Genomic DNA, 21,453 nt, shown 5'->3' with positions numbered 1-21,453 from the left:
AAAGATAATCGAATCATTATCCCTTCGGTGCTCGTTGATGCCCCCATTGTGGAAGGCATAACCTCGAAAGCTCTGACCCAAGGAGTGGGACACATATCGGGTACCGCCTATCCCGGCGAGGAGGGAAATTGCATCCTCGAGGGACATAACCTCGCTGAGTTCGGACTCTGGGGTAAGCAAAGTTTCTTTAGCCTCCTCGATGTGCTAAGAAAAGGTGCCAAAGTCTACGTCTTTTATAATGGCAAGAAATACGTGTATAAAGTGGAGGAGAAGAAAAAACTGGAGATCAGTAACCCAAAGCTCTATAGAGATACCCATCGTGAACAGCTCACCTTGATAACCTGCGTTTCTACATGGTCGCCAACGATATACACGAAGTGGCGAACGGTGATAATCTGCAAACCCGTAAAACGATGAGCGATGTTCGACGAGCGACCTTCGGTAGAGTGTCATTGCGACTGAGTCTCGTCATTGCGAGGAGCGAAGCGACGAAGCAATCTCTTGATTCCACTCGGAATGACCTTCGGGTCAGATTGCTTCGGGACTGACGTCCCTCGCAATGACAAAGGGTTCATTTTTCGAAAACCGAAATAGGTGGGTTAAAATGCGTATTTTCTATCTAGTTCCGGAATTTTGGGGATGCGCCTGGTATCGTTGTCACGTGCCCGGTGTGGAGCTGAAGAAGCGCGGGCATCATGTGGTGCTCAATGACTTCTTGACGGTAAATCGCGTTAAAGAATTCGACATAATCATCTTCCAAAGGCAGTTCATCGCAAGCTCCTTGCGCGCCATCGATTATGCTAATAGCCTGGGTAAATTAACCGTCTATGAGTTGGATGATGATCTCTGGCATATCGATAGAGCAAGTCCCGCATACAATTTCTGGAGCGATCCAAGAAAATTACGAGCCGTAGAGGCAGCTTTAAAAGCATGCCAGCTGGTGACGACATCCACACCCTATTTGGCAGAGCTCCTAAGGCAATACAATAAAAATGTTGTCGTGCTCCCAAATATGTTGCCCTCAGAGTACTGGCAGGTGAAGCACGAGTCCCGAGAGGATGGCAAAGTAATCATAGGGTGGGCGGGAGGAGCCCATCACTGGAGCGATCTCGAAATTTTGAGGGGTACAATAGAGCAGATATTGAATGACTATCCCCAGGTGGAATTACACGTTGTTGGGATGCGCGAGTATCCCTTCAAAGAGCATGAGCGAATGAAAATTCTCAAACCCGTCAGGCTCGAGGAATACGCAAAGTTACTTTCGAAATACGACATAGGAATCGCTCCTCTTGTGGATACTCAATTCAACCGCTGTAAAAGCGATCTTAAGTTCATAGAATATGGCATGGTTGAACTCCCCGTGGTGGCATCCAAGGTCATACCTTATATGAAGAGCATTGTCCACGGCGAGAATGGTTTTTTAGCTCAAAATCCTAAAGATTGGATGAAATTCCTGCGGAGGTTGATAGAGAATCCCGATTTACGTCTGAAATTAGGGCGGAAGGCTAGAGAATATGCCCAGACGCGAACCATAGAAAAGAATGTTTGGATGTGGGAACGCGCCTATAACCTCACCTAAATAAGCTATCAGCTCTCGGCTATCAGCTATCAGCTTTTTAGTAAAGATTTGAATGCGAACGAGGGTAATTCTCATCAACATGGGAAAGGAGCGGGTAATGGGCAGAGGTTATACTAAATTAAGAGCATGCAATTGGCGGATAAACTTACAATAACAGTTTATAGAGCAACAAGGCATTTTCCTAAGGTGAAACCTTTGGATTAACTTCTCAGATGAGAAGAGCGGCGGTATCGGTACCTGCCAACATCGCAGAGGGTTCAGCAAGGGAATCGGATAAAGAATATGTACAATTTCTTTACATTGCATCGAGAAAGATTTTAATAAGCTGAATGCTGGAAGCTGATAGCTGGAAGCCAGTATGTGGGGATTTAGTATGGAAAGACTGGTGCGTGCATGTCTCATATTCTTTGCCATAGGGAGCCTGATTTTCGCTGTAATTGCTTTGTTCTTCACTGTGAAGTCGAGCTTCATAAGGGGATATCTGGATAGCGGAGCACTTTATCAAAGGTGGTTTTGGACTTACGCCTATGCAACGGTTGGAGGCTATCTGCTTCTCCTGGCGGGAGTGGTGAATACCGTCACTGCTTTGAGATTCCAAAAAGGGTTTACTCACTTGGAGTGCTTAAGCTGGTCTGTCTTCAGCGGCTTTCTCATTTTGTGCCTGTGGCTTGCGGGAAGGACGTCGATTTTTTCATGGCTGCCTTCGATTCCTGCAGAAATTCAGCACGCCATTGGTTCACCCTATGTTTATTTGGTGGAATATAAAATAGCAAATATTCCTCAAGTTTTGGGCTCCATTTTCACTCTCGTCTTCGTCGCTTTCTCCATTCTTATTTCGACCCTGCATATTGCTCTGGGCACAAGCTCCAAGTCTGAAGCCCCAAGCCACAAGCTTTAAGCTCGAAGCTCATCGGGTGCTGCAATTGTGTTAAAAATCTGTTAATCTTAAATGGAGTTAGGAGGAAACACGAGGTAGAAGGGCGAATTAATTCTTAAGGATTCAGGATTCAAGATTACAAAAAATTGTTTTGTGCGAAAATAGAACTGTCCCTTTTTCGCTTGTCATTGCGAGGGACATAAATCCCGAAGCAATCCTCATGTTACAGTGGTCTTTCTTGGGATTGTCACGGCTTCGCCTCGCAATGACTTCATTGGGTTGTCACGCCCGATGTGTCGGCTCGCAAGAATGGTTTAATCAAAAAGCTTAATGCTTAATCCTTACAGCTTAGTAGCTCAAAGTGAGATCGGGATGATAAGGATTAAATTAACACGTAGGGTTAAATACATAATTGTTTTGGCGATTATAGCTGGTTTAATCTCCGGTTTGGCTTTTGCCTTCCAACCGGTCAAGGTGAGAATCGGTTCAAAGCTTTTATGCAGATACGGACATGTAATCAAGGATAATACCAAGCTCATCAAAGTTCCCAGGTGGAAGGCGGGAAGGTACAAAGTAAAAATTGCTAAGGCGATTTGCGATAAGCACAAAGTCTGCGAGAAGCTTTACAAGCAAGCCTTGGAGGCTTTAGGCAAGGGCGATCTTGAGGCGGGTCGAAGATTGCTTGACCAGGTGCGGAGTCTGGATCTAAAGTTTAAGGATACTCAGAAGAAATTGGAGAAGGTAGAGAGAGCCATTGCTGTGGAGGAAGGCGAAGCTCCGGCTCCAGGAACTGGACCAGGCACTGAACCTGGAACTGAACCCGGTGCGGAGCCAGCACCAAGTCCCCCAGGCGCTCCGCCACCCTCTGAGGGTGAGGCTTTTACCGGTCCACTCCTTTCCCTCATACCAAAGGCTCTTGAGGGGTATACCCTTTATTCTGAGCATGAGGACGTGCTCTCCGCGAACAGGGTTTTCAAGCCCCAAAAAACCGAGTCGAGGGTGAAATTTCTCACCATAATGGTACGGCAGGGTGGGAGACCGGAGGACGCTGAAGCCCTAATGGAAAAGGAGATAAAATGGTACTACCCCGCAGATAGCCGCGATGTCACCGTGGATGGTCGTTCTTGTTACTTTGGCACGGATGGTCGTCAATTCGCGGTTCTTACCTGGCGTCGGGACGGTCTAATCTTTGCGGTGGAAATATATTCCTCAACGCATCCTAAGAAAGTTTATGGTGATATAGTCGCCATATCCAAAAAAATCTAGTAAATCCAGGCGTGGAGGCTTGATCTAAAATGGAGGAATTCTTTGAGAGAAGGGAAGCCGTCGAAGCTGTAGAGTATCCCCAATATTTCTTGGGGAAGAATCCTTTCCCACCTGAAGTTATCGAAGAAGGCGAGGATAAAAGGAGCCTATTTACGAAGGAGATATGTAAAAAAGAGACCAACAAGGTACTTTCTTTGATAAAAACTCTTGTCAAAGAGCCAAAGGCTCCTAACGTTTGGATCTTAAAGGATGCAAAAGCTTCGGGGGAGTATAACATCTCGGTCATGAGTGGTCTGTTCCGCACCATTTTTGAATCTAAAACCCCACGCCTATTCCCAGTTTATATCCCCTTACCCTTGATTTATGAAAATCCACTTCAGGGTATCTTTAAGATAATCATGGATCGGTTCATCGAGATGCATTTTCGGAGATGCGTATATGCCTTCATTTACGAAGAGCTAAAGAAACTCCAGGCTAGTGGCAAAGCCCCTGAGGTTTTGCCGGATGTGGATATCACAAAGCTCCTCAAGGATATGAATGAGACGGAGGGACAAGCGTTAGATCAGATCCTATTTATCGAGGAAGAGGAGAAAGAAGCTGAGAAGAAAGAGGAGGTTGAAGAGGGAGAGGAGGCGGAGGAGGTTGAGGAAGCTGAGGAGGGAAAACGGGAAGAGCGTGAAGGGGTAGAAGAAGCGAAAGAGGCTGAAGAGGGGGAAGCGGTAAAACCCGAGGCGGAAGAGCAAGAGGAGGAGGTTAAGGAGGAGACTGAAGAGGAGAAGAAACGTAGGGAGATGAGGGAAAATCTGGTTAAATTCATCGAGGGTGCCTTGGAAAAAACTCAATTTGGCTCTCAAATTAAAGAAGCTATTACCTTAGCCGTCAAAGAGGGATTTAGCGAGGGACATTCCAGGCTCCAATCGATAGTGGACTATCGGGAGACGCTCCCCGGTCTGTTGCAACTCATTCTGGCTTTTTATGAGAAAGTGGTGATCTTCATCGATCAACTCGAAGGATGGACTGCTCTTGAGGATTCAGAAAGAGCGATGTTTTTCGGGGCAGTTGCCGAATTAAAGTGGCTATCCGCGGGCAAGAGTCTATTAACTTTCGCCTGTCTTCCTTATCTTATTGAACAAATAGGAGAGGAATATCTGAGCGGGCGGCTGGAGATATCTTTGGATCTCAGTTTATGCTATCTCGATATTTCCACCCCTATCGATCATAAACAAGCAACCGATTTGCTCACCAGTTTCCTCAAATCGGATTTTTATCGGAGTCAAGAATTGGAAAATATGAAAAGCAAGGGGCTCAATGAGTTATATCCCTTTTCTGAAGATGGCGTCAAGGAGATGGTTAGTCTTTTGAATGGAGATGCCTTGGGGATTTTATCTAATTCGGGGAGATTGATCGAGGAAGGGAAACTGGCTGGCTATCCCGCCATTGATGCCAAGTTTGTCGAGAAAAAAATTAAGGGGCAAGGGTCATGAGTTTGAGAAGGAAGATAGTCATTGCAGTCATTATTATCTTGGTTCTTGGTGTTGTAGCTTATGCGGGTACAACTCCCGTGAAGGTGGGGAAGAAGGTCCTTTGTCGCTATGGGCACGTGATTGAGGATAGCACGAGGACTATTAGGGTACCGAGGTGGATGGCAAATAGATTTAAGGTTAAAACGGTCAAATCCATTTGTGAGAGACATAAAAAATGTGAGGAACTTTATGCTAAAGCCCAGAAACAGCTGGCAAGAAAAGAGCTATCTCAGGCGAAGAAGCTCTTGGAGAAGGTGGCAAAGCTCGATCCAAAATTTGAGAGCGTCAAAACGCAGTTGCAGCAGATCGAAGCGGCGGTTTCTGGTGCTCCTCCCAGCCCTGGCACTACTCCAGGTGCACCACCGAGCCCTGGTACTACCACTCCAGGTCCATCACCAGGTCCAGGCATACCACCTACCCCGGGTGTATCCACTCCACCCGCTGTAGATCTCGCTGCCCTTCTGCCGAAGGATATCCCCGGATTTGCCACGGGGAATATAGCAAGAGGTGATAATTATGCTTGCTGTGGTTATATACCCAAAAATCATCCTCGTGTGGAATCGTTGCTGATATCGGTGTACAACAGGGGAAGCTTAGAAAGTGCTAAGGCATTCACCGATTCGGTGAGCAAAAAGGCGTTTCCCTCGGATGCAAGAACTGCCACGATTCACGGTCATTCAGCTTACTTTGGAACGGATGCCACAACCTACGCCACACTCAGTTGGTATGATGGTGTTATAGTTTATGAAATTCACATGATGTCTGCCACGGGCAAGCCCAAGGAGCTTTATGAAGATATCGTAGCCGTCACGAAGTACATTCTTTAGATCAGCTTTCAGCTGATAGCAATAGATGCAGGAGCATAGCCGATTCCGAAAATCCGAAAAGGAGGGGTCGGCTTTTCATTGCTATAGGCTTAAACCGTGGGAGCCAAAATACGAGATTAAAAGTCTGTGTGAAAAACTGGTGATCGAGAGAGATACTGTTAATGTCTAAAAAATACTTTGATTAGGTAAAATACCAGTGGAAATATGGAGTTAAGAATGGACAAAATAATGGGAAGAGGCATGTATAATCCCTTCAATGCCGTCAAATGCAGCTTTGTTTCGAACGCTTTCTCGCTCACTCTTGGAAATCTCCACCAACATTTGACGATCACGGAGTTGGTCTTGGCGCGTCTCGAAAGAATACGTCGGGGAATGCGCAAATGGATTTTGAAGATCAAGAGAAGGGATTTTATCACCATTGTCCTGGATTTAGCCATAATTGTCTCCTTTGCCACAAGCTCCCTCATGTTTGGATTGTGTATAAAGTGTGCATTACCTGCGGCTTCGATTTCCGAACACAGTTTTGGGGAACTCGTTCAACTGCGCTCACAATACGCTAAGGTCTTTAAAAATCTCGAGGGCACCATGACCGCGGTGATTTATGCCACACCAGTTCACTACAGGGATGATGTTGGCGGATGGCATGAGCTTAACCCGAGCATTAAAAATTTGAAGGTTACTGATCTTCCATTTCGGGCTGCCTTCGGTTCCACTACACCAAGTCTCACGCTAAAGGTCGACAAAACGGAAGTCAAATTCATCCCCAAAGGTGCAAAACGTGTCCATGGGAAGGTCTACAAAAACCGAATAACCTATAAGAATGCATTTAAATCCACCGATCTGCGGTACAAGGTTGGAGCGACTTATGTTAAGGAGGAGATAATCCTTAAAGAGAGCTCGGCTCCTCATTCTTTTGTCTTTGAAGTCGTCTCCAATAAGTCCATTGCTCCTTTGAAGGGCGGGTCGCTAGACTTTGGCAATTGTAGGACCGTTTCACCCTTCGCCAAGGATTTTGAGGAGAGAATCAGTAATGTGAACATAACCTTGAAGAAGATAAAGGGCAAGAGCTTCCTGACCCTCTCCGTCGATCCCGCTTGGTTGAAGACCGCTACATTCCCGGTGATAATCGATCCCACCGTCGTGATACAGCCCGATCCCATCGTGGGGAAGGATGCCCATGTTGATAGCACTCAACCCGATGTCAATTTTGGCGCAGACGCGACGTTAAATGCCTGGATTGGAACAGTGACCACGACGAGAAGCTTTTTGCAATTCGACTTAAGCTCCATTCCACCCAAAAGCATAATCAACTCCGCGAGCTTGCAACTCTATGTTAAAAGTGCCTTTGGTGGGAATGTCTACGTCCGCAAGGTGGCTTCCGAGTGGAAGGAGGGCACGGGTGCCGTTCCCGCGGACGGAGTTACCTGGAACACCCAACCGAGCTTTGAAGAGATTTTGGATCGTCAGCTCATGGATGCAGCGGATGTTTGGAAGAGCTGGGATATCACCACGCTGGTGAGCGATTGGCACGCCGGCAGAGAGATCAATAAGGGAATAGTTCTACTCACTGGTGAGACTGGTATCATCGAAGGTGGGGTATTCTACTCCTCGGATTACGCAGACGATCCGACTTTAAGACCAAAACTGGTGGTGGACTACTCCTTACCTTCAGATGGCATCGCTCCAACCTCTACAATCACCGATCCAGCCGATGGTTCACACCTTAAGGGCATCGCATATAACATAACCGGCACGGCTCAGGATAATCTGGGCGGCTCGGGGATTGCAAAGGTGCAGATTTCCACGGATGGCGGAAATACCTGGCAAGATGCAGCTGGCACCGATATCTGGAGCTTTAGCTGGACATTGCCCGCCGACGGTGTTTACAACATCAGGTCCAGGGCAATCGATAATTATGGCAATGTTGAGAGCCCTGGACCCGGGGTAAGCGTAACTGTGGACAACACTCCTCCTCAGGCTTCCATCAGCCAACCGGTTACCGATAGCGAGGTTAGTGGAATCATAACCATTTATGGGACAGCTACAGATGAAAATTTTGGTCAATACAAGCTGGAATATGGTGCTACCTCCGCACCCACTACCTGGACGCTATTGGGAGCCGTGCATACCACTCCCGTCTTGGACAATGCCCTCGAATCTGGATATACGCTGGGAATTTCCAATGGAACGTATACCATAAGGTTAATAGCGAAGGATAAAGCGGACAATGTGACCATCGATGCTGTAACCGTGGTCGTCAATAATCCCGGTGTGATCTCCACTCCACATAGGAATTACACCGTAGATACCGATATGTGTGCCTGCTGTCATCGAAATCATACGGCGGTGGGCGATAATCACTTGGTTCGTGAAATCGAGGCGGAGCTCTGTCTTACTTGCCATGATGGGATGGGAGATGTCACCAATATTAGAGATGCTTATGATAGTCCGCGCGAATCGCGGTATCCCATTAAGGATCTCTTATTCATTAAAGATCCTCGCCACATTTTAGAATGTTCGCATTGCCACAATACACATGGAAATAAGGACGCGCTTGGAAATTATTATCCAAGATTGTTGCGAGTGACCGATCCCGCGGGCAATAAGATTTACCAGGGAAATGACTTCTGCGGAGCCTGCCATGGTGCCTCGGACTTGGGATTGGGTTATGCCTTAGGTGGAGATCATATCACCAACTTCACGGGAATTGCTGCACATGATGTAAATACAGGTTATCCTCCATCGGGAACGCTCATAAAGTGCATTAATTGTCATCGAAACCATGGCTCAGACTTCCCCCGATTGAACAGAGGGCTGGAGGAGGAACTTTGTTACACCTGCCACAATTCCGCGAATCTCCCCAATACCCTCAACAATTGGGATATACAGGCTCAATTCAGTTTGCCTTCCCACCATGACATAATCTCTGAGACTGGTGCCAAAGTCGAGTGCACAAGTTGCCATGGACCTCATGTCGCCCGGGCAGTAGCTGGTGCGATGATATCCGATCCCGATAATACGAAGAATCTTTGGACTGGAGGCATGATCGATTTCTGTTTGAAGTGCCACAATGGTGCGCCACCCCTGGCGGTGACCAACTCGACCACCGTGGTTCCACATAATATCTCTCATCCCACGATATCTTTGGAGCTTTCGCCCTTCTTCCCCGGATGGAATAAATCCGCCTTTACTTCGGCGGGTATGGCCACCAATGCCCTTGCCGGCATTACGTGCAAAACTTGCCATCATCCCCATGGCTCAAATAATGCAAGGTTGAATGCGTTTAATTATGATAATTCGACTGTTTATGGGGAGGAAAGGCTCTGTTTGGCTTGCCATAATCCCACCACGGGACCAACAATTGGAGCTCCCGATATCGATACCCTTTTGACCAAAGCATATAAGCATCCCGTGGACACGGTGACGGGCATCCATCAGGATACGGAGAATTTCTCCAATCTCGCTTATGATCCCGTGAGTTCCAAGCGCCATTCAGAATGTGTGGACTGTCATAATCCACATAAGGCAACCCCCGATGGGGCGAGTGCTCCTGCGGCGAGCGGGAAGATTAAAGGCGTTGGGGGGGTAGACACCAACGGTGTACCGGTAAATCCCATCGTGAATCAGTACGAACTATGTTATAAGTGTCATTCCACGTATACGACCCTACCCCCGGAGCAGAAGGATAAAGCCTTTGAATTTGATATGACCAATCCATCCTATCATCCAGTGGAAGGTGTGGGGAAGAATACCGGCATTGACCTCCTGGCTTTCGTTGCTCCCTGGACGGATGCCAGTTTGGTTTATTGTACCGATTGTCACGGCACTAATAATCAAACCGGTGCCCAGTGTCTCGCAGGTTCAGCGAATGAGCATATTTTGAGGGCACCATACACAACTATCGATACAAGTCTCTGCTTCCAATGTCATGCTCAGGAGTCCTATTCCGTGGGCGACCCCCTTCTCTCCAAGAGCCGCTGGCAGGGACATAGAATTTCGGGTCATCAAGCGTGTATGGATTGCCATGGAAGCCATGGTAAGAAGCAGGCCCATTTGATCAACCGCGGATATGATCATTACATCGGTGGGGGAAGGATAGTGACGGACAGCGCATGTGCCGGTGTGGGTTGCCACGATATAGGAGTTTGGATCTCGTATACCAATGCCTACTAAGAGTCCCGCTATCAGCTCTCAGCATCCAGCTTCCTTCCCACCTACAACCTTGAACCAAAATTTTCTCTCTAATTAGATATACTTTTGGAGAGAAAAAATTACTATACTTTTGGAGAGAATAAATGCTCAACCCGAACCTCGAAACTTAACCTCCAACTGGTGTAACCCTAGCCTCAACTAACTTCTCTAAGGTCTTTGACATACCCTGTCGATATAGATAGTGGACAACCGACAAAGGCAAACCCCACGAGAGTGGGGGGCGCAAAGCCACGGACCCGTAAGGGGTAGCCGGGCTGCCGAAGTTGACCAGGATAAAAAGGGGTAAAAAGAGGGGCTTGTCCATCTCCGGTAGTCCGGCGGGACCGGGCAAAGCCGGAGGAGGACAAGCTGGATGTTAAAGAAATTAGCACTCTTCGTTGTCATTGTTTTACTGATTACTCAATCACCCTGGTTTAAAACCATTCACATAAGCATCGCCACTAAACCCTCGGTTCAAATCGGTATCTCCTCCAATTTAAATCCGGTTTCCCACTCCACTTCTTTCCTTACCGACCTTGATTATCGCTGGGTTAGAGAAACCATCAAAGATGGAAAATTAAGGGAAAGTTTCAATGCTTTGAAGGGAAGTAGGACGGGAAGGGAGATTGCAGAGATCATACAAAAAAGGAAGATAAGGATAATTTTCGGTAAACCTAAGATAGCTTTTGCCGCGGCGGAGTATAGATCAGCCATACCCTTCGTTACGACTGGCACCATAGTTATCAGCAATAGCTATAGGGAGGCACCAACGACGGTTTTAGCAGCTATTATTGCTCATGAGGGCAAACATGTCCAACTGGATTCATTCTTCGAGGATGATTCCGTATCTCAGGAATACCAATGCTACCAAGCTCAGGCGAAGGTTTGGCTGGAGGTGAGGAGGGGGCTCAAGTTCCAAGTGGGAGACAAGCTAGTTGAAATCTCTGAGACAAACCCCGATTGTGATTATGCGGTGAGCTTGATGAAGAAGAATAAATCCGAAGCCTTTGAACTTATTAGAAAGGATTTTCAAAGGATAGGGATAGATCTCCCCTATGATTAGAGCAAACCGATTGGTCTGTTTATGCGTCTAAAAATATCCAGTACCAATTGCTCTCGCAAGGCAGAATTGGTTTGACCTTGCGATTTTTTTATCTCACAGAAAAATCTTCTAGGTTTATGGAGGATTCACCGAGCACATGTAGAATTATTTAAAAAGATTATTAATTTAATAAGTATTTATTATTACTTCAAATCAATAAGAAATTCTAATAGTTTCAATTCTTCAAGATAAGGTTCACGACGGTCTTAGATATCAAGATAGAGGAGGTGATAATGTGTCCATTGAGGTTGATGTCAGAGGTCTTTCTTGCCCACTGCCCGTTGTAAAGACCAAAAAAGCCTTGGAGCAAAATCCAAATGAAGCAATCGTCGTGCTGATTGACAGTGCAGTATCCATGGAGAATGTCAGTAGGTTGGCGAGAAGCAAAGGTTACTCCGTAAACGTAAAACAGGAAGGAGACGAGTTTCGTCTCTTAATCGAGAGAAAGGAGGCATAGTATGAAAAGAGAAAATTTATTGATCTGGGCTGCAGGTCTGGTGGTTGGTATTTTTGCAGTCATATTAGTTGTCTTTGGTAATCCGCTTAATATGGGATTTTGTATCGCTTGCTTTGAAAGGGATATCGCGGGAGCCTTGGGATTGCATAGAGCAGCAGTTGTACAATATCTGCGTCCCGAGATAATCGGTATAGTATTGGGAGCCTTGTGTGCCGCTTTTTGCTTTGGGGAATTTCGCCCGGAGGGTGGTTCATCTCCGGCAACTCGCTTTATATTAGGTATGTTCGTCATGATCGGGGCTCTGGTATTCCTGGGTTGCCCTCTGCGCATGATCTTGCGCTTAGCGGGTGGGGATATCAATGCCGTAATTGCTCTCATTGGGTTCATTTGTGGCATTGCCCTGGGAGTAGTCTTCCTCAAGATGGGTTATAACCTAGGGCGTTCGCAGGAACAACGGAAAGTGGATGGATGGATGCTTCCTGGAATAATGATAGTCTTACTGTTATTACTTCTATTTAAACCGGTATTTAATCCTGAAGCTGGAGGTCCCATCTTCTTCAGCAAGGAGGGTCCTGGAGCACAACATGCAATTATTATCCTCTCACTCATCGCCGGGTTGCTGGGAGGGTTCCTTGCCCAGAGAGCAAGACTCTGTCTGGCTGGAGGCATTAGAGATTTAATACTCATCGGCGACAGTTATCTAGTACAGGGGTTCATTGCCATCTTCATAGTCACTTTAATTGGCAATCTTGCCATCGGGAAATTCAATCTGGGCTTCGTCGATCAACCCATTGCTCACCCCGAACACGTATGGAACTTCCTGGGAATGATGTTGTTGGGCTTGGGCTCCATTTTGCTTGGGGGTTGCCCCTTGCGACAGCTGGTGTTGGCGGGCGGCGGAAATACCGATTCCGCTATCGCGGTATTGGGAATGATAATAGGTGCAGCCATTTCTCATAATTTTATGCTTGCTGCCTCACCCAAGGGCGTAACCATTTATGGCAAGATCGCCGTGATTTTAGGGCTCATTATCGCTTGTGCCATTGGGTTGCTCAATAGAGAGACATATTAACCTCCTTTAGTTTGGCAAATTTCGTAGATAACTGTTTTTATCTGCATAAATACTGCATCCCCCGTGGCAAATGCAAAATGCAAGCAAGACTTTAACTGTACAAACTTAAATTTTGCCAAAGTACGGTTAACCTTTATAAAGGGATGGAGAGATGGATAATGGGATTTTGGTCTAGATCGAGACCTTCTCCGGAGAAAAGTGCATCCTCAAGGGGAAGAGGTTTAATCCTGTTCAAAGCGGTTCAGGAAGCATTAAAGGCGGAGAAGGTTCTCAAGAAGAGCGGTTATAATTTCAAATTGGTTGCTCCACCACCTGCTTTGCGAAAGGGATGCGATCTCGCAATCGAAGTGGCTACAGTGGAGCGGATGGGGATCGAGCGGGTACTTCGCGAAAGTGAGATTGAAACCTTGGGAGACATCATTCCACTTAATGCAGAGAGTCAAAAGCCCTTGGATATTATAAAGGTAACTCAGTTTGACAACTGGGTGATGGTCAGAGCGGGCAATATGAAGATCACCTTCGACAAGCAGAGTGGTGTTATTTTGAATATTTCGGGTGGAGGCTGCCCAGATGTTCCCTATCTCCATCTTGAGTTAATCGATAGAGAACTCACCAAAGCTCCTAGGCCAAGAGATCTTGGATACACATTGTGCGCTTTAATGCTGGATAGAGCTTATGAAGAATCATTGAGTATTTTCAGGAGGGAGAGATGTTACTAATCGCTGGAACCGTTCCCATTAAGGAGAATTTTTTTATTGAAGGGGAAGCAGAACTCAAAGGTGACCATTTATTGGTGGATGGTCATGAAATTCCCTGTACTCAAGGTACAGCATCGATGGTCAGCGCCGCAGCCATAACCACTGATTATTTAGGAATCGATGCTCCTTATGTTATCCTAGCCGGTGATATTGGTGACGGTCGGGGAAGTAAAATGCTCTTCAGGCATCTCATCGACGATATTCCTAAAATTGCCCCGAGAGTTCTAGCGCTGCATTATTTCTTGCCCATTATACCTTTGATTGAGAAGGTCATGGTCTCTGTGAAGAAGTGTGCTAAAAGACCCATCCTCATCGCCGATGCAGGTGCGATGTATGCGGCTAAAGCCGCTGGTTTATCGTCCAGATTCGATGTATTTACTCCAGATGCCGGGGAGATGGCATTTTTAGCAGATCCGGATGCTACGCATCCAGCATATATTAGACATCACCTTTTTGAAACGGATATAGCCAAGGCTCCTGGGTTAATTAAAGCCGCCTTTGATCGAGGCGACTTGCCAAAAACTCTGCTGGTTAAAGGGCCAAAGGATTATATAGCAAACCATGGGGAAATCTTGGCAACCATTGATGAACCCAACATTCCTTCTATGGAGGCAATCGGTGGCACTGGTGATACGATCACCGGTTTGATCTCTGCCTTTGTTCATGCAGAACTTGAATCCCATGAAGCAGCAATAATTGCAGCTAAAACAAATCGCATGGCGGGTAAATTTGCGAATGTTACACCCGCCTCTAAAATTTGGGAAGTCATTTCCCAATTCCCCGCAGTTTTTAAGGAATATCTCTGTAAGTGGACCGGTATCTGCCTTATATAAAAGGATATCATTATTTGGGTATCGGAGATATTTTGCAGGGATGAGAGAGGGGATTTTCGAGACGGAGGTAACTCATTTTCACGAGCACAAGCATGAGGGGATGGGTCATAGCCATGAACACACCCATCCAGAGGTGACCCACAACCATGAGCATAAGCACGAGGATTTATCCAGGCATGAGAAAGAGCCTCAGGAGCACGAACACTGAGTGAAGAGTATGTAAAAGGAATGCTGGACGTTTTAAATTTTAAACAGCCCAGATATTGGAGGGATATGCAAAAAATTTTTGGGATTTAAAAGGATATTTCGAAATAATGTCGAATTTATAACAAAGAGAAAGATCACGAGGGGGGGTTCTAGCTGAAGCTAGATAACTTTTGTGGTTTTTTGTTTTTGCGGTTTGAAATAAATTAAATGGTAGATATCTCTAATTAGAACCACGAAGGTTTTAGATCTGACTCGAAGGTCGGAGCTTTCGTGGTTTTTATTTGTCTTGCCAGTCCGTGGGGTGCAGGGCAGACACCTCATATCCTCTGGATCCGCGGTGCTACGGGCAGGCAGGGATTTAAGGGGCTTCTGCCTGCCCCAGCATAGCGGAAAGTTTGAGAAATTTTCTAAACAAAATTATTTTGACCAAATTACGTTAAGAGAGGATGGGGTGATTATGAATAAGCACAAAATATTGGTACTTTCTCTTCTAACAGCAGTTCTTTTGGTGGGATTGCTTTTCTGCGGTCAGGCGTTAGCTGAAGAGGCCCGCCTGCCAGCGCCTGAAGCCGCCGTCTGTCACCCGTACGGGAGCCCAATGGCGGGTCTGTCACCCGTACGGGAGCCCAATGGCGGACAGATAGGCAATGGCGAGCAGGTGACACAAGATCAAACTATCTCGGGTGAAGCAACTCCTGAAATGAGTATATCTTCAAGTGAATCTAATCAGGCATAGATGAGTGAGGAAGATAAAACTGCTGGGGAGATACAAAACTGCAAATCACAAGATTTGCCCTCAAGTTCGGATTTGGTGAGTGAGAGCGAATCAGCTACAGACGCAAGTTCCGCTACTGCATCCGCAAATAGCAAGGCAGTTGATAAAAACTCGAATCCTACTGATCTCGAGGCAAGCGAAGGACACTCACAAAACTCCTCCTCTTGCGGCGATCCAAAGCATGAGAAAAACTTGGTTAAAGATAGCGAGTATGATACTGAAAAATCTCGGCGGCCTGAGGGACCGGAAACTGGCGAAGAGCTTATGACAGAGAACAAAGATGCAAGCAGCATTCCTCTTGAAGGATCTTCTGAAGATGAACCTGAAACCAATTTGGTCGACCCCAGAGTTCTCATTATCCACTCCTCCACGAGTACAAAAATGACTAATGATGCAGCACAAAACATCATGAGACTCATAAACCCAACGCAACTCGGTTATAAAGCAGATGATCCGTCAACCTGGTTGGTACATTTCGATATACGCACGACCACCCAAATTGGTCAAACAAGTCCCGATGAGCTTAAAAGTCTAATTAAAAATACAGATATTGTTATCTGCGAATGGATGTTTGAGCCAGGCTTGAGTAATTTCAAAAACGTCATAAATGCTAATCCAGATATTACTAAAAACAAGCCCAATAAAATATTCCTTGTACTACAAAGTTACCTTGAATTGACTAAGTTATGCCAAATAGATGGAAGGCTCCTCTTTGAGGGAGTTCCAGATAGCGTGATTGGTGACACGAGCAAGAAAAATACAATTCTGTATGATCTTAAAAATGCAAACACGGAGCGGCTAAACGGCTATAAAACAAAATATCCCCAGATCAGTAATTGGATAGATGTCGGGTTATATTTTGCCCAAAGTGGAACAGTAAACTATGAAAATCAATTTAAATGGGCTTTGAAAAAGTACACCGAACTTAATGGAGGTATATGGCCCTCCGTATGGGATCCAGCACCACCCTTAACTCTGCCAAATGAAATGCTTTACAGAGATGGAAAAATTTTTACCAGTTTGGATGAGTATTTAGCTCAGTATCCTCTTGATCCTTCAAAACCCACGGTTGGCATTGTAGAGATGACCTCTCCCATGCGCGCTGGCAACATGGATCACTTCCAAGCCATGATAGACAAGCTTGTAGAGAAAGGAGTAAATGTAATACCCATAGTTGGAGCTTATTCAGGGACAATTGGAACGCAACCTCAAAATATCTATTCAGCGATGGTGAAGTTCTTCACTTATGATCCTGAGAATCCTAGGCACGTAGTTACCACTACTGAGTATGAGAGAAACCCCGGCAAATACAAATCCAGAATAGATGCTTTAATCAGCTTCTATTGCTTTTCACTTGGCTCTGGCTTTGTAGACCAAACAAATCAGTTTTTAGCCAATATTAACGTGCCGGTTTTCAGGGCAATGACCTCAACCAAAAGAACCGAGGGTGAATGGTTAGCATCCGATGATGGACTTCTCTGGAGCGACACTTACTATCAAATTGCCATACCCGAGACTCAAGGAATAGTGGAACCTATATTTGTGGGTGCAACGGAGAAAGGGATTGATCCGATAACCGGTGCTGAATTGGTCCGTTACAAAGCAATTCCAGAGAGGATAGAGAGATTAGCAAACAGGGTCTACAACTGGGTGCAATTAAGAATTATGGATAATGCAGATAAAAATATTGCCTTGGTATACTACAACTACCCACCGGGAAAACAAAATATTGGGGCAAGCTATCTAGCGGTTCCAGACACGATACTAGAAATACTTAATAGGCTTAAGCAAGAGGGATACACCGTAAGCAATATTCCGCAAAATGTGGATGAACTTGTAAGTATGATGATTGAACGAGGAATCAACATTGCCAACTGGGCACCAGGGATTCTTAAAGAACTTGCAAACAATCCCAATGTGATTCTCTGGGATGCAGATGAGTATATAGCCTGGTTTGAAAATCTGGACCCAATAGCAAAAAAGCAGCTTGTGGAAGGACCAGTAGGATATATTGAGGAGATTGTAAAACTTGGGGCAACTTATGGCACAACGGATGAAACTGCAAAGGCTGCAGCCATAAAGACTATAGAAAAATGGACCGAGGAGATGATAAATCTTGCCAACACTTATCCAGAAAAATCTCAGCAAGCCATTGAGCAGATAAATAAAATGAGCACTACCTTAAAACGGATTATGGATGGTGGAGATGCTTGGGATGCATTCTACGAGGCAAAGAACGCATTCTTAGCACTGGCAATTCCAGGACTTACTGGCTGGGGAGAACCCCCAGGAAATGTGATGGTAGTTAAGAAAGATGGAAAAGAATACATTGTAATTCCTGGAATGTTTTTCGGAAATATTTTCATAGGTCCAGAGCCACAGCGAGGATGGGAAGCAGATGCCAGTAAGTTCTACCACAGTACGGTGGTTCCACCACCTCATCAGTATTTAGCTTGGTATGCTTGGGTAAATGAAGTGTTCGATGCTAATGCTCAAGTACATGTGGGAAGGCACGCTACTTACGAATGGCTTCCCAGAAAACAAGTCGCACTGGCTGATTTTGACTATTCGGACATAATGATAGCTGATACCCCCTCAGTGTACATCTACATCGTAGATGGTGTTGGGGAGGGGCTGCAAGCTAAGAGAAGAGGTCTTGCGGTTATAGTAGATCACCTAACCCCGCCGCTTAAGACAACCACCCTTTATGGAGGTTTTGTGGAGCTTAAAGGACTCGTCGATGACTACGAGAAAACACCTTCAGATAATCCCATGAAAGAAGAGTATAAGACCAAGATAAAAGAAAAGATAAGGGAGCTCAATCTCTGTACTGATTTGGGCATAGAAGATCCAAATAATATTACAGATGAAGACATAGACAAACTCCATGAATACCTTATGAATCTACAACAGATCCTCATGCCTTACGGTTTGCATATCTTCGGTAAATCATGGACCGATGAAGAAATAGCCTTACTGGCAACTTCAATGGTTTCGGCGGATGGTGGAGTTGCTAATCCTTCTTTGCAAAGGCTTTTAGCTCAGGAGAATGGTTGGGACTTTGATAATTTAACCCTAGACCAGGCAGAAAAGTTGAACAATCAGGCACAAAATTGGGTATTGCAGTTATTAACTGGTCAAAAAACTGTAGCTGATTTAACCTCTAATCCGCGACTTCAAATGGAGCTAAATGAAGCAAAGGGTTACGCGGATAAAATAATAGCAAGCTTCAGTTCAGAGTTAAACTCCCTTGTCGACGCCTTAAATGGCGGTTATATAACTCCGTCTACTGGAAACGACCCAATAAGAAATCCGGGAGCAATACCCACAGGGAAAAACTTTTATGGAATCTCAGAAAATCTTCTACCAACGAAAGTAGCCTGGAATCTTGGAAAGAAACTCGCGGATATGGCTTTATCTCAACTTGAGAGCCTACCGGAGAAGATAGCGGCTGTTGTGTGGTGTGTTGAAACAGCGAGGGACGACGGGACTATGGTCTCTTTTGTCCTTAGGATATTGGGTATAGAACCAACATGGACTGCGGCTGGAGCGATAAATAAGATGAAAGCCACTCCTCTGAGCACGCTCTTATCTGACCTTAATGCTATGAGAGCTTCTAAAGGGCTTTCTTCTCTAACGGAGCGACCAAGAATAGACGTGGTGGTCACAACAAGTGGTCTATTCAGAGATCTATTTCCCAGGGTTCTAATTAACATGGATCGTTCCTTCAGAGCTGCACTGGCTGCTTCTTATAACACAATAGTAGCAGCACGTCCGGATCTTAGAGATAGTCTTGACTACACACTCAAAACCTTAGTAGATGCAAAATACACAGGTTTCAAAGGAGCCGACCCAATCGAGCAAAATTATATTGCCAAGCACTGGATTGAACTTGCCGATGAGTTCATTGGTCTAGGCATCTTAGCAAACGATGCAGGAGAACTGGCCATAACACGGATATTTGCTCCCCCCGTGGGTGATTACGGCGCTGGGGTACACAAAGCGGTAGAGCAATCGTGGACCTGGGAGAATCGAGAACAAGTGGCAGATGTGTATCTCACCCGAATGAGCCATTCCTATACCGAGCGCGGTTGGGGTAGTACTAACCTAGACTTATTTGAAGATTTACTTCAGGGAGTAACCATTGCCTATCATAGTAGGAGCACTAATCTCTATGGCGTACTAGACAACGATGACTATTATGATTACTACGGCGGACTGTCCATGGCTATCGAGATGGTCAATGGAACGGCGCCAAGTCTGAATGTCCTCTACTACGCCAATCCGGCGAATCCCGAAATTACTTCATTGTTGCAGTTCATGACTAGGGAGATGAGAACAAGGTACTACAATCCCGAGTGGATTCAAGGAATGATGAGTGAAGGTTATAGTGGTGCCAGGACCATATCCAATAAGTTTGTAGCTTATTTGTGGGGGTGGCAAGTTACAAATCCAAACTTAGTGCAAGACTGGATGTGGAATGAGGTAACGGATGTTTATGTGAGAGACAAATACAACCTCGGGGTGAGCGAGTGGCTCTCCCAAGGAAACAATGCCTATGCCATGATCAGTATCACAGGTACTTTGCTCACTGCTGCTCAAAAGGAATTCTGGCAAGCTGATGAAGCGACTCTTAGAGAAATTGCTAACACCTGGGCGAGTCTCATTGCTCAGCACGGGCCAAGCTGCTGCGACTGTAGTTGTGGAAATATCGCTATGATGAAGTGGGCAACGAGTTTTGTTAACTCAAATCTTCTTTTAACTTTACACCAAGCTATTTTGACCGCTACTGGACAGTCTATACTCACCCCGGAACAGCTAGAGGCTTTACTTCCAAAGCCAGAGCAACTGCCCGTCACGGGAGCTCTTCCAGAAACATCAACGCCGGGAATTGTAGAGCAACCTTTGGTTGCGGAGACTTCTTCCGAAACGCCCGCGCAACCATCAGCTTCGCCGGGGACAAGACCGGGTAGAGCCCCCGGGACTTATGCAGCTCAAGCCCCACTATCTGTTTTGGCAGGAGAAACTCCTGCCCGAGCCGAAGCACCCTCGCCAGGTGAAGCCCAAACGCCTTCACCAGAAGCGAGCGCTGGTAGAAAAAGAGCGTATGAAGTCAAGAAAGCTGGGGTAGGAACTCCCGCTGCTGGCAGGGGATGGATACCCCTTGCTGCTATCTTTGGTGTTCTTCTCTTCGTTGCCTTGGGGTCCGTGGGTTACTTTAAGGAAAGCATCCTGGCATTTTTGACCAAGATTATGAGGAGGTAGACTAGCTCAATGATTTCAATGCTTTGGAGGATAGGCATCCTCTCTGCCACCATAATCTTTGGAATAAAAATAGGACTTGCTCTGGGGTTTAGCGGACTTTCCAGGAGAATAGCTATTCTTATTACGTGTATATATTCTCTAGCCTTGTTGGGGCTGGTAATTGTGGTCTCAAAGCACTTAAATCTCCTTCATAAATTAGCTTCTACCTACAATTACCTTATCTTCATGATTATGTCTCTAATTATATTTGGGGCCGGGCTCCATACGCTCAGGGAGTGGAAGGTTCACGGGAAAAATAAAGCAGCTACTTGCTGTCTGGCTCTTGCTGCTCCTTGTCCCTGTTGTTATGCTTCGGTTCTGTTGACAATTGGTCTCGCCTCTCCGGTTATTGGCGTGTCCTCAGCAATCTTAGGCAAGTATACCGCTCTTGTCCTGGGAGTAACCATCCTTACTACTTACCTTTTATCTGAAGGAATTGTGAAATTGACCAGGAAACCCTACCCTGTTCTTTTAGGAAACCTAATGCTTTTTGTTGGTTTTTACTTTTTAGCTTCGGCTATAATCATGCCCAATATTCCAACTTTACAAAAGTTTAAGATGAGCCCTTTGACCATCCCATCAATTAAAGCATCCCTAGCCGGTGTGGTATTTGTAATATTTCTGGGGGTATTAGGTTTTTATAAATCAAGAAAGAAAAGTATATTGAGGTGACCCTTCGACT

Annotated in this window: 16 protein-coding genes, 1 pseudogene and 1 riboswitch; all 17 genes and pseudogenes read left to right on the top strand. The window is 45.8% G+C overall.

Features of this window, described 5'->3' with window-relative positions; genetic code table 11:
- Positions 1-417: sortase (locus AB1466_06400; GenBank protein MEW6189713.1), on the top strand; the 417-nt coding region annotated here is incomplete at its 5' end.
- Between the two features lie 187 nt (positions 418-604).
- Positions 605-1,579 (top strand): glycosyltransferase, encoded by a 975-nt coding sequence (locus AB1466_06395; GenBank protein MEW6189712.1) that lies wholly within the window; start codon positions 605-607, stop codon positions 1,577-1,579.
- 126 nt (positions 1,580-1,705) lie between these two features.
- Positions 1,706-1,884: pseudogene (locus AB1466_06390) on the top strand (four helix bundle protein).
- Positions 1,885-1,952: 68 nt separating this feature from the next.
- Positions 1,953-2,477 (top strand): hypothetical protein, encoded by a 525-nt coding sequence (locus AB1466_06385; GenBank protein MEW6189711.1) that lies wholly within the window; start codon positions 1,953-1,955, stop codon positions 2,475-2,477.
- Positions 2,478-2,828: 351 nt separating this feature from the next.
- On the top strand, positions 2,829-3,722 hold the full coding sequence (locus tag AB1466_06380; protein ID MEW6189710.1) for a hypothetical protein: 894 nt from the start codon (positions 2,829-2,831) through the stop codon (positions 3,720-3,722).
- A 29-nt stretch (positions 3,723-3,751) separates the two neighbouring features.
- Positions 3,752-5,206, top strand: coding sequence for a hypothetical protein (locus AB1466_06375; protein MEW6189709.1), 1,455 nt, complete (start codon positions 3,752-3,754; stop codon positions 5,204-5,206).
- Positions 5,203-6,072: a hypothetical protein gene (locus tag AB1466_06370; protein MEW6189708.1), complete on the top strand. Its 870-nt coding sequence runs from the start codon at positions 5,203-5,205 to the stop codon at positions 6,070-6,072. Before AB1466_06375 ends, AB1466_06370 begins: the two co-directional genes overlap by 4 nt.
- Before the next feature lie 216 nt (positions 6,073-6,288).
- Positions 6,289-10,245: a cytochrome c3 family protein gene (locus AB1466_06365; GenBank protein MEW6189707.1), complete on the top strand. Its 3,957-nt coding sequence runs from the start codon at positions 6,289-6,291 to the stop codon at positions 10,243-10,245.
- Positions 10,246-10,471: 226 nt separating this feature from the next.
- A riboswitch (cyclic di-GMP riboswitch) is annotated at positions 10,472-10,546 on the top strand.
- Between the two features lie 90 nt (positions 10,547-10,636).
- Complete coding sequence (locus AB1466_06360) at positions 10,637-11,326, top strand: hypothetical protein (GenBank protein ID MEW6189706.1); 690 nt, start codon at positions 10,637-10,639, stop codon at positions 11,324-11,326.
- 274 nt (positions 11,327-11,600) lie between these two features.
- Positions 11,601-11,822: a sulfurtransferase TusA family protein gene (locus AB1466_06355; protein ID MEW6189705.1), complete on the top strand. Its 222-nt coding sequence runs from the start codon at positions 11,601-11,603 to the stop codon at positions 11,820-11,822.
- A 1-nt stretch (position 11,823) separates the two neighbouring features.
- Positions 11,824-12,894, top strand: a complete 1,071-nt coding sequence (gene yedE / locus AB1466_06350; GenBank protein MEW6189704.1) for a YedE family putative selenium transporter — start codon at positions 11,824-11,826, stop codon at positions 12,892-12,894.
- A gap of 143 nt (positions 12,895-13,037) precedes the next feature.
- Positions 13,038-13,613 carry a DUF3343 domain-containing protein gene (locus tag AB1466_06345; GenBank protein ID MEW6189703.1) on the top strand — a complete coding sequence of 192 codons (576 nt, stop codon included), beginning with the start codon at positions 13,038-13,040 and terminating at the stop codon, positions 13,611-13,613.
- Positions 13,604-14,485: an NAD(P)H-hydrate dehydratase gene (locus AB1466_06340; protein MEW6189702.1), complete on the top strand. Its 882-nt coding sequence runs from the start codon at positions 13,604-13,606 to the stop codon at positions 14,483-14,485. Before AB1466_06345 ends, AB1466_06340 begins: the two co-directional genes overlap by 10 nt.
- Before the next feature lie 40 nt (positions 14,486-14,525).
- Complete coding sequence (locus AB1466_06335; GenBank protein MEW6189701.1) at positions 14,526-14,693, top strand: hypothetical protein; 168 nt, start codon at positions 14,526-14,528, stop codon at positions 14,691-14,693.
- A gap of 456 nt (positions 14,694-15,149) precedes the next feature.
- The gene (locus AB1466_06330; GenBank protein MEW6189700.1) at positions 15,150-15,428 is read left to right on the top strand and encodes a hypothetical protein; all 279 of its coding nucleotides are present in this window, start codon (positions 15,150-15,152) and stop codon (positions 15,426-15,428) included.
- Entirely contained in the window at positions 15,429-20,732 is a 5,304-nt protein-coding gene (locus tag AB1466_06325) for a cobaltochelatase subunit CobN (protein ID MEW6189699.1), read from the top strand.
- 9 nt (positions 20,733-20,741) lie between these two features.
- Entirely contained in the window at positions 20,742-21,443 is a 702-nt protein-coding gene (locus AB1466_06320; protein MEW6189698.1) for a DUF2162 domain-containing protein, read from the top strand.
- The last annotated feature ends 10 nt before the right edge of the window (positions 21,444-21,453 follow it).

The sequence above is a fragment of the Actinomycetota bacterium genome (assembly GCA_040755895.1).
Taxonomy (GTDB): domain Bacteria; phylum Actinomycetota; class Aquicultoria; order Subteraquimicrobiales; family Subteraquimicrobiaceae; genus Subteraquimicrobium.
This window is presented reverse-complemented; position numbering and strand designations above follow the sequence as displayed.

What these genes read in the sequence shown, in the direction of transcription:
- AB1466_06370 (MEW6189708.1), top strand. Translation starts at nt 5,203, where the DNA reads ATGAGTTTGAGAAGGAAGATAGTCATTGCAGTCATTATTATCTTGGTT.
- AB1466_06395 (MEW6189712.1), top strand. Translation starts at nt 605, where the DNA reads ATGCGTATTTTCTATCTAGTTCCGGAATTTTGGGGATGCGCCTGGTAT.
- AB1466_06385 (MEW6189711.1), top strand. Translation starts at nt 1,953, where the DNA reads ATGGAAAGACTGGTGCGTGCATGTCTCATATTCTTTGCCATAGGGAGC.
- AB1466_06375 (MEW6189709.1), top strand. Translation starts at nt 3,752, where the DNA reads ATGGAGGAATTCTTTGAGAGAAGGGAAGCCGTCGAAGCTGTAGAGTAT.
- yedE (MEW6189704.1), top strand. Translation starts at nt 11,824, where the DNA reads ATGAAAAGAGAAAATTTATTGATCTGGGCTGCAGGTCTGGTGGTTGGT.
- AB1466_06325 (MEW6189699.1), top strand. Translation starts at nt 15,429, where the DNA reads ATGAGTGAGGAAGATAAAACTGCTGGGGAGATACAAAACTGCAAATCA.
- AB1466_06380 (MEW6189710.1), top strand. Translation starts at nt 2,829, where the DNA reads ATGATAAGGATTAAATTAACACGTAGGGTTAAATACATAATTGTTTTG.
- AB1466_06330 (MEW6189700.1), top strand. Translation starts at nt 15,150, where the DNA reads ATGAATAAGCACAAAATATTGGTACTTTCTCTTCTAACAGCAGTTCTT.
- AB1466_06320 (MEW6189698.1), top strand. Translation starts at nt 20,742, where the DNA reads ATGATTTCAATGCTTTGGAGGATAGGCATCCTCTCTGCCACCATAATC.
- AB1466_06360 (MEW6189706.1), top strand. Translation starts at nt 10,637, where the DNA reads ATGTTAAAGAAATTAGCACTCTTCGTTGTCATTGTTTTACTGATTACT.
- AB1466_06345 (MEW6189703.1), top strand. Translation starts at nt 13,038, where the DNA reads ATGGAGAGATGGATAATGGGATTTTGGTCTAGATCGAGACCTTCTCCG.
- AB1466_06335 (MEW6189701.1), top strand. Translation starts at nt 14,526, where the DNA reads ATGAGAGAGGGGATTTTCGAGACGGAGGTAACTCATTTTCACGAGCAC.
- AB1466_06340 (MEW6189702.1), top strand. Translation starts at nt 13,604, where the DNA reads ATGTTACTAATCGCTGGAACCGTTCCCATTAAGGAGAATTTTTTTATT.
- AB1466_06365 (MEW6189707.1), top strand. Translation starts at nt 6,289, where the DNA reads ATGGACAAAATAATGGGAAGAGGCATGTATAATCCCTTCAATGCCGTC.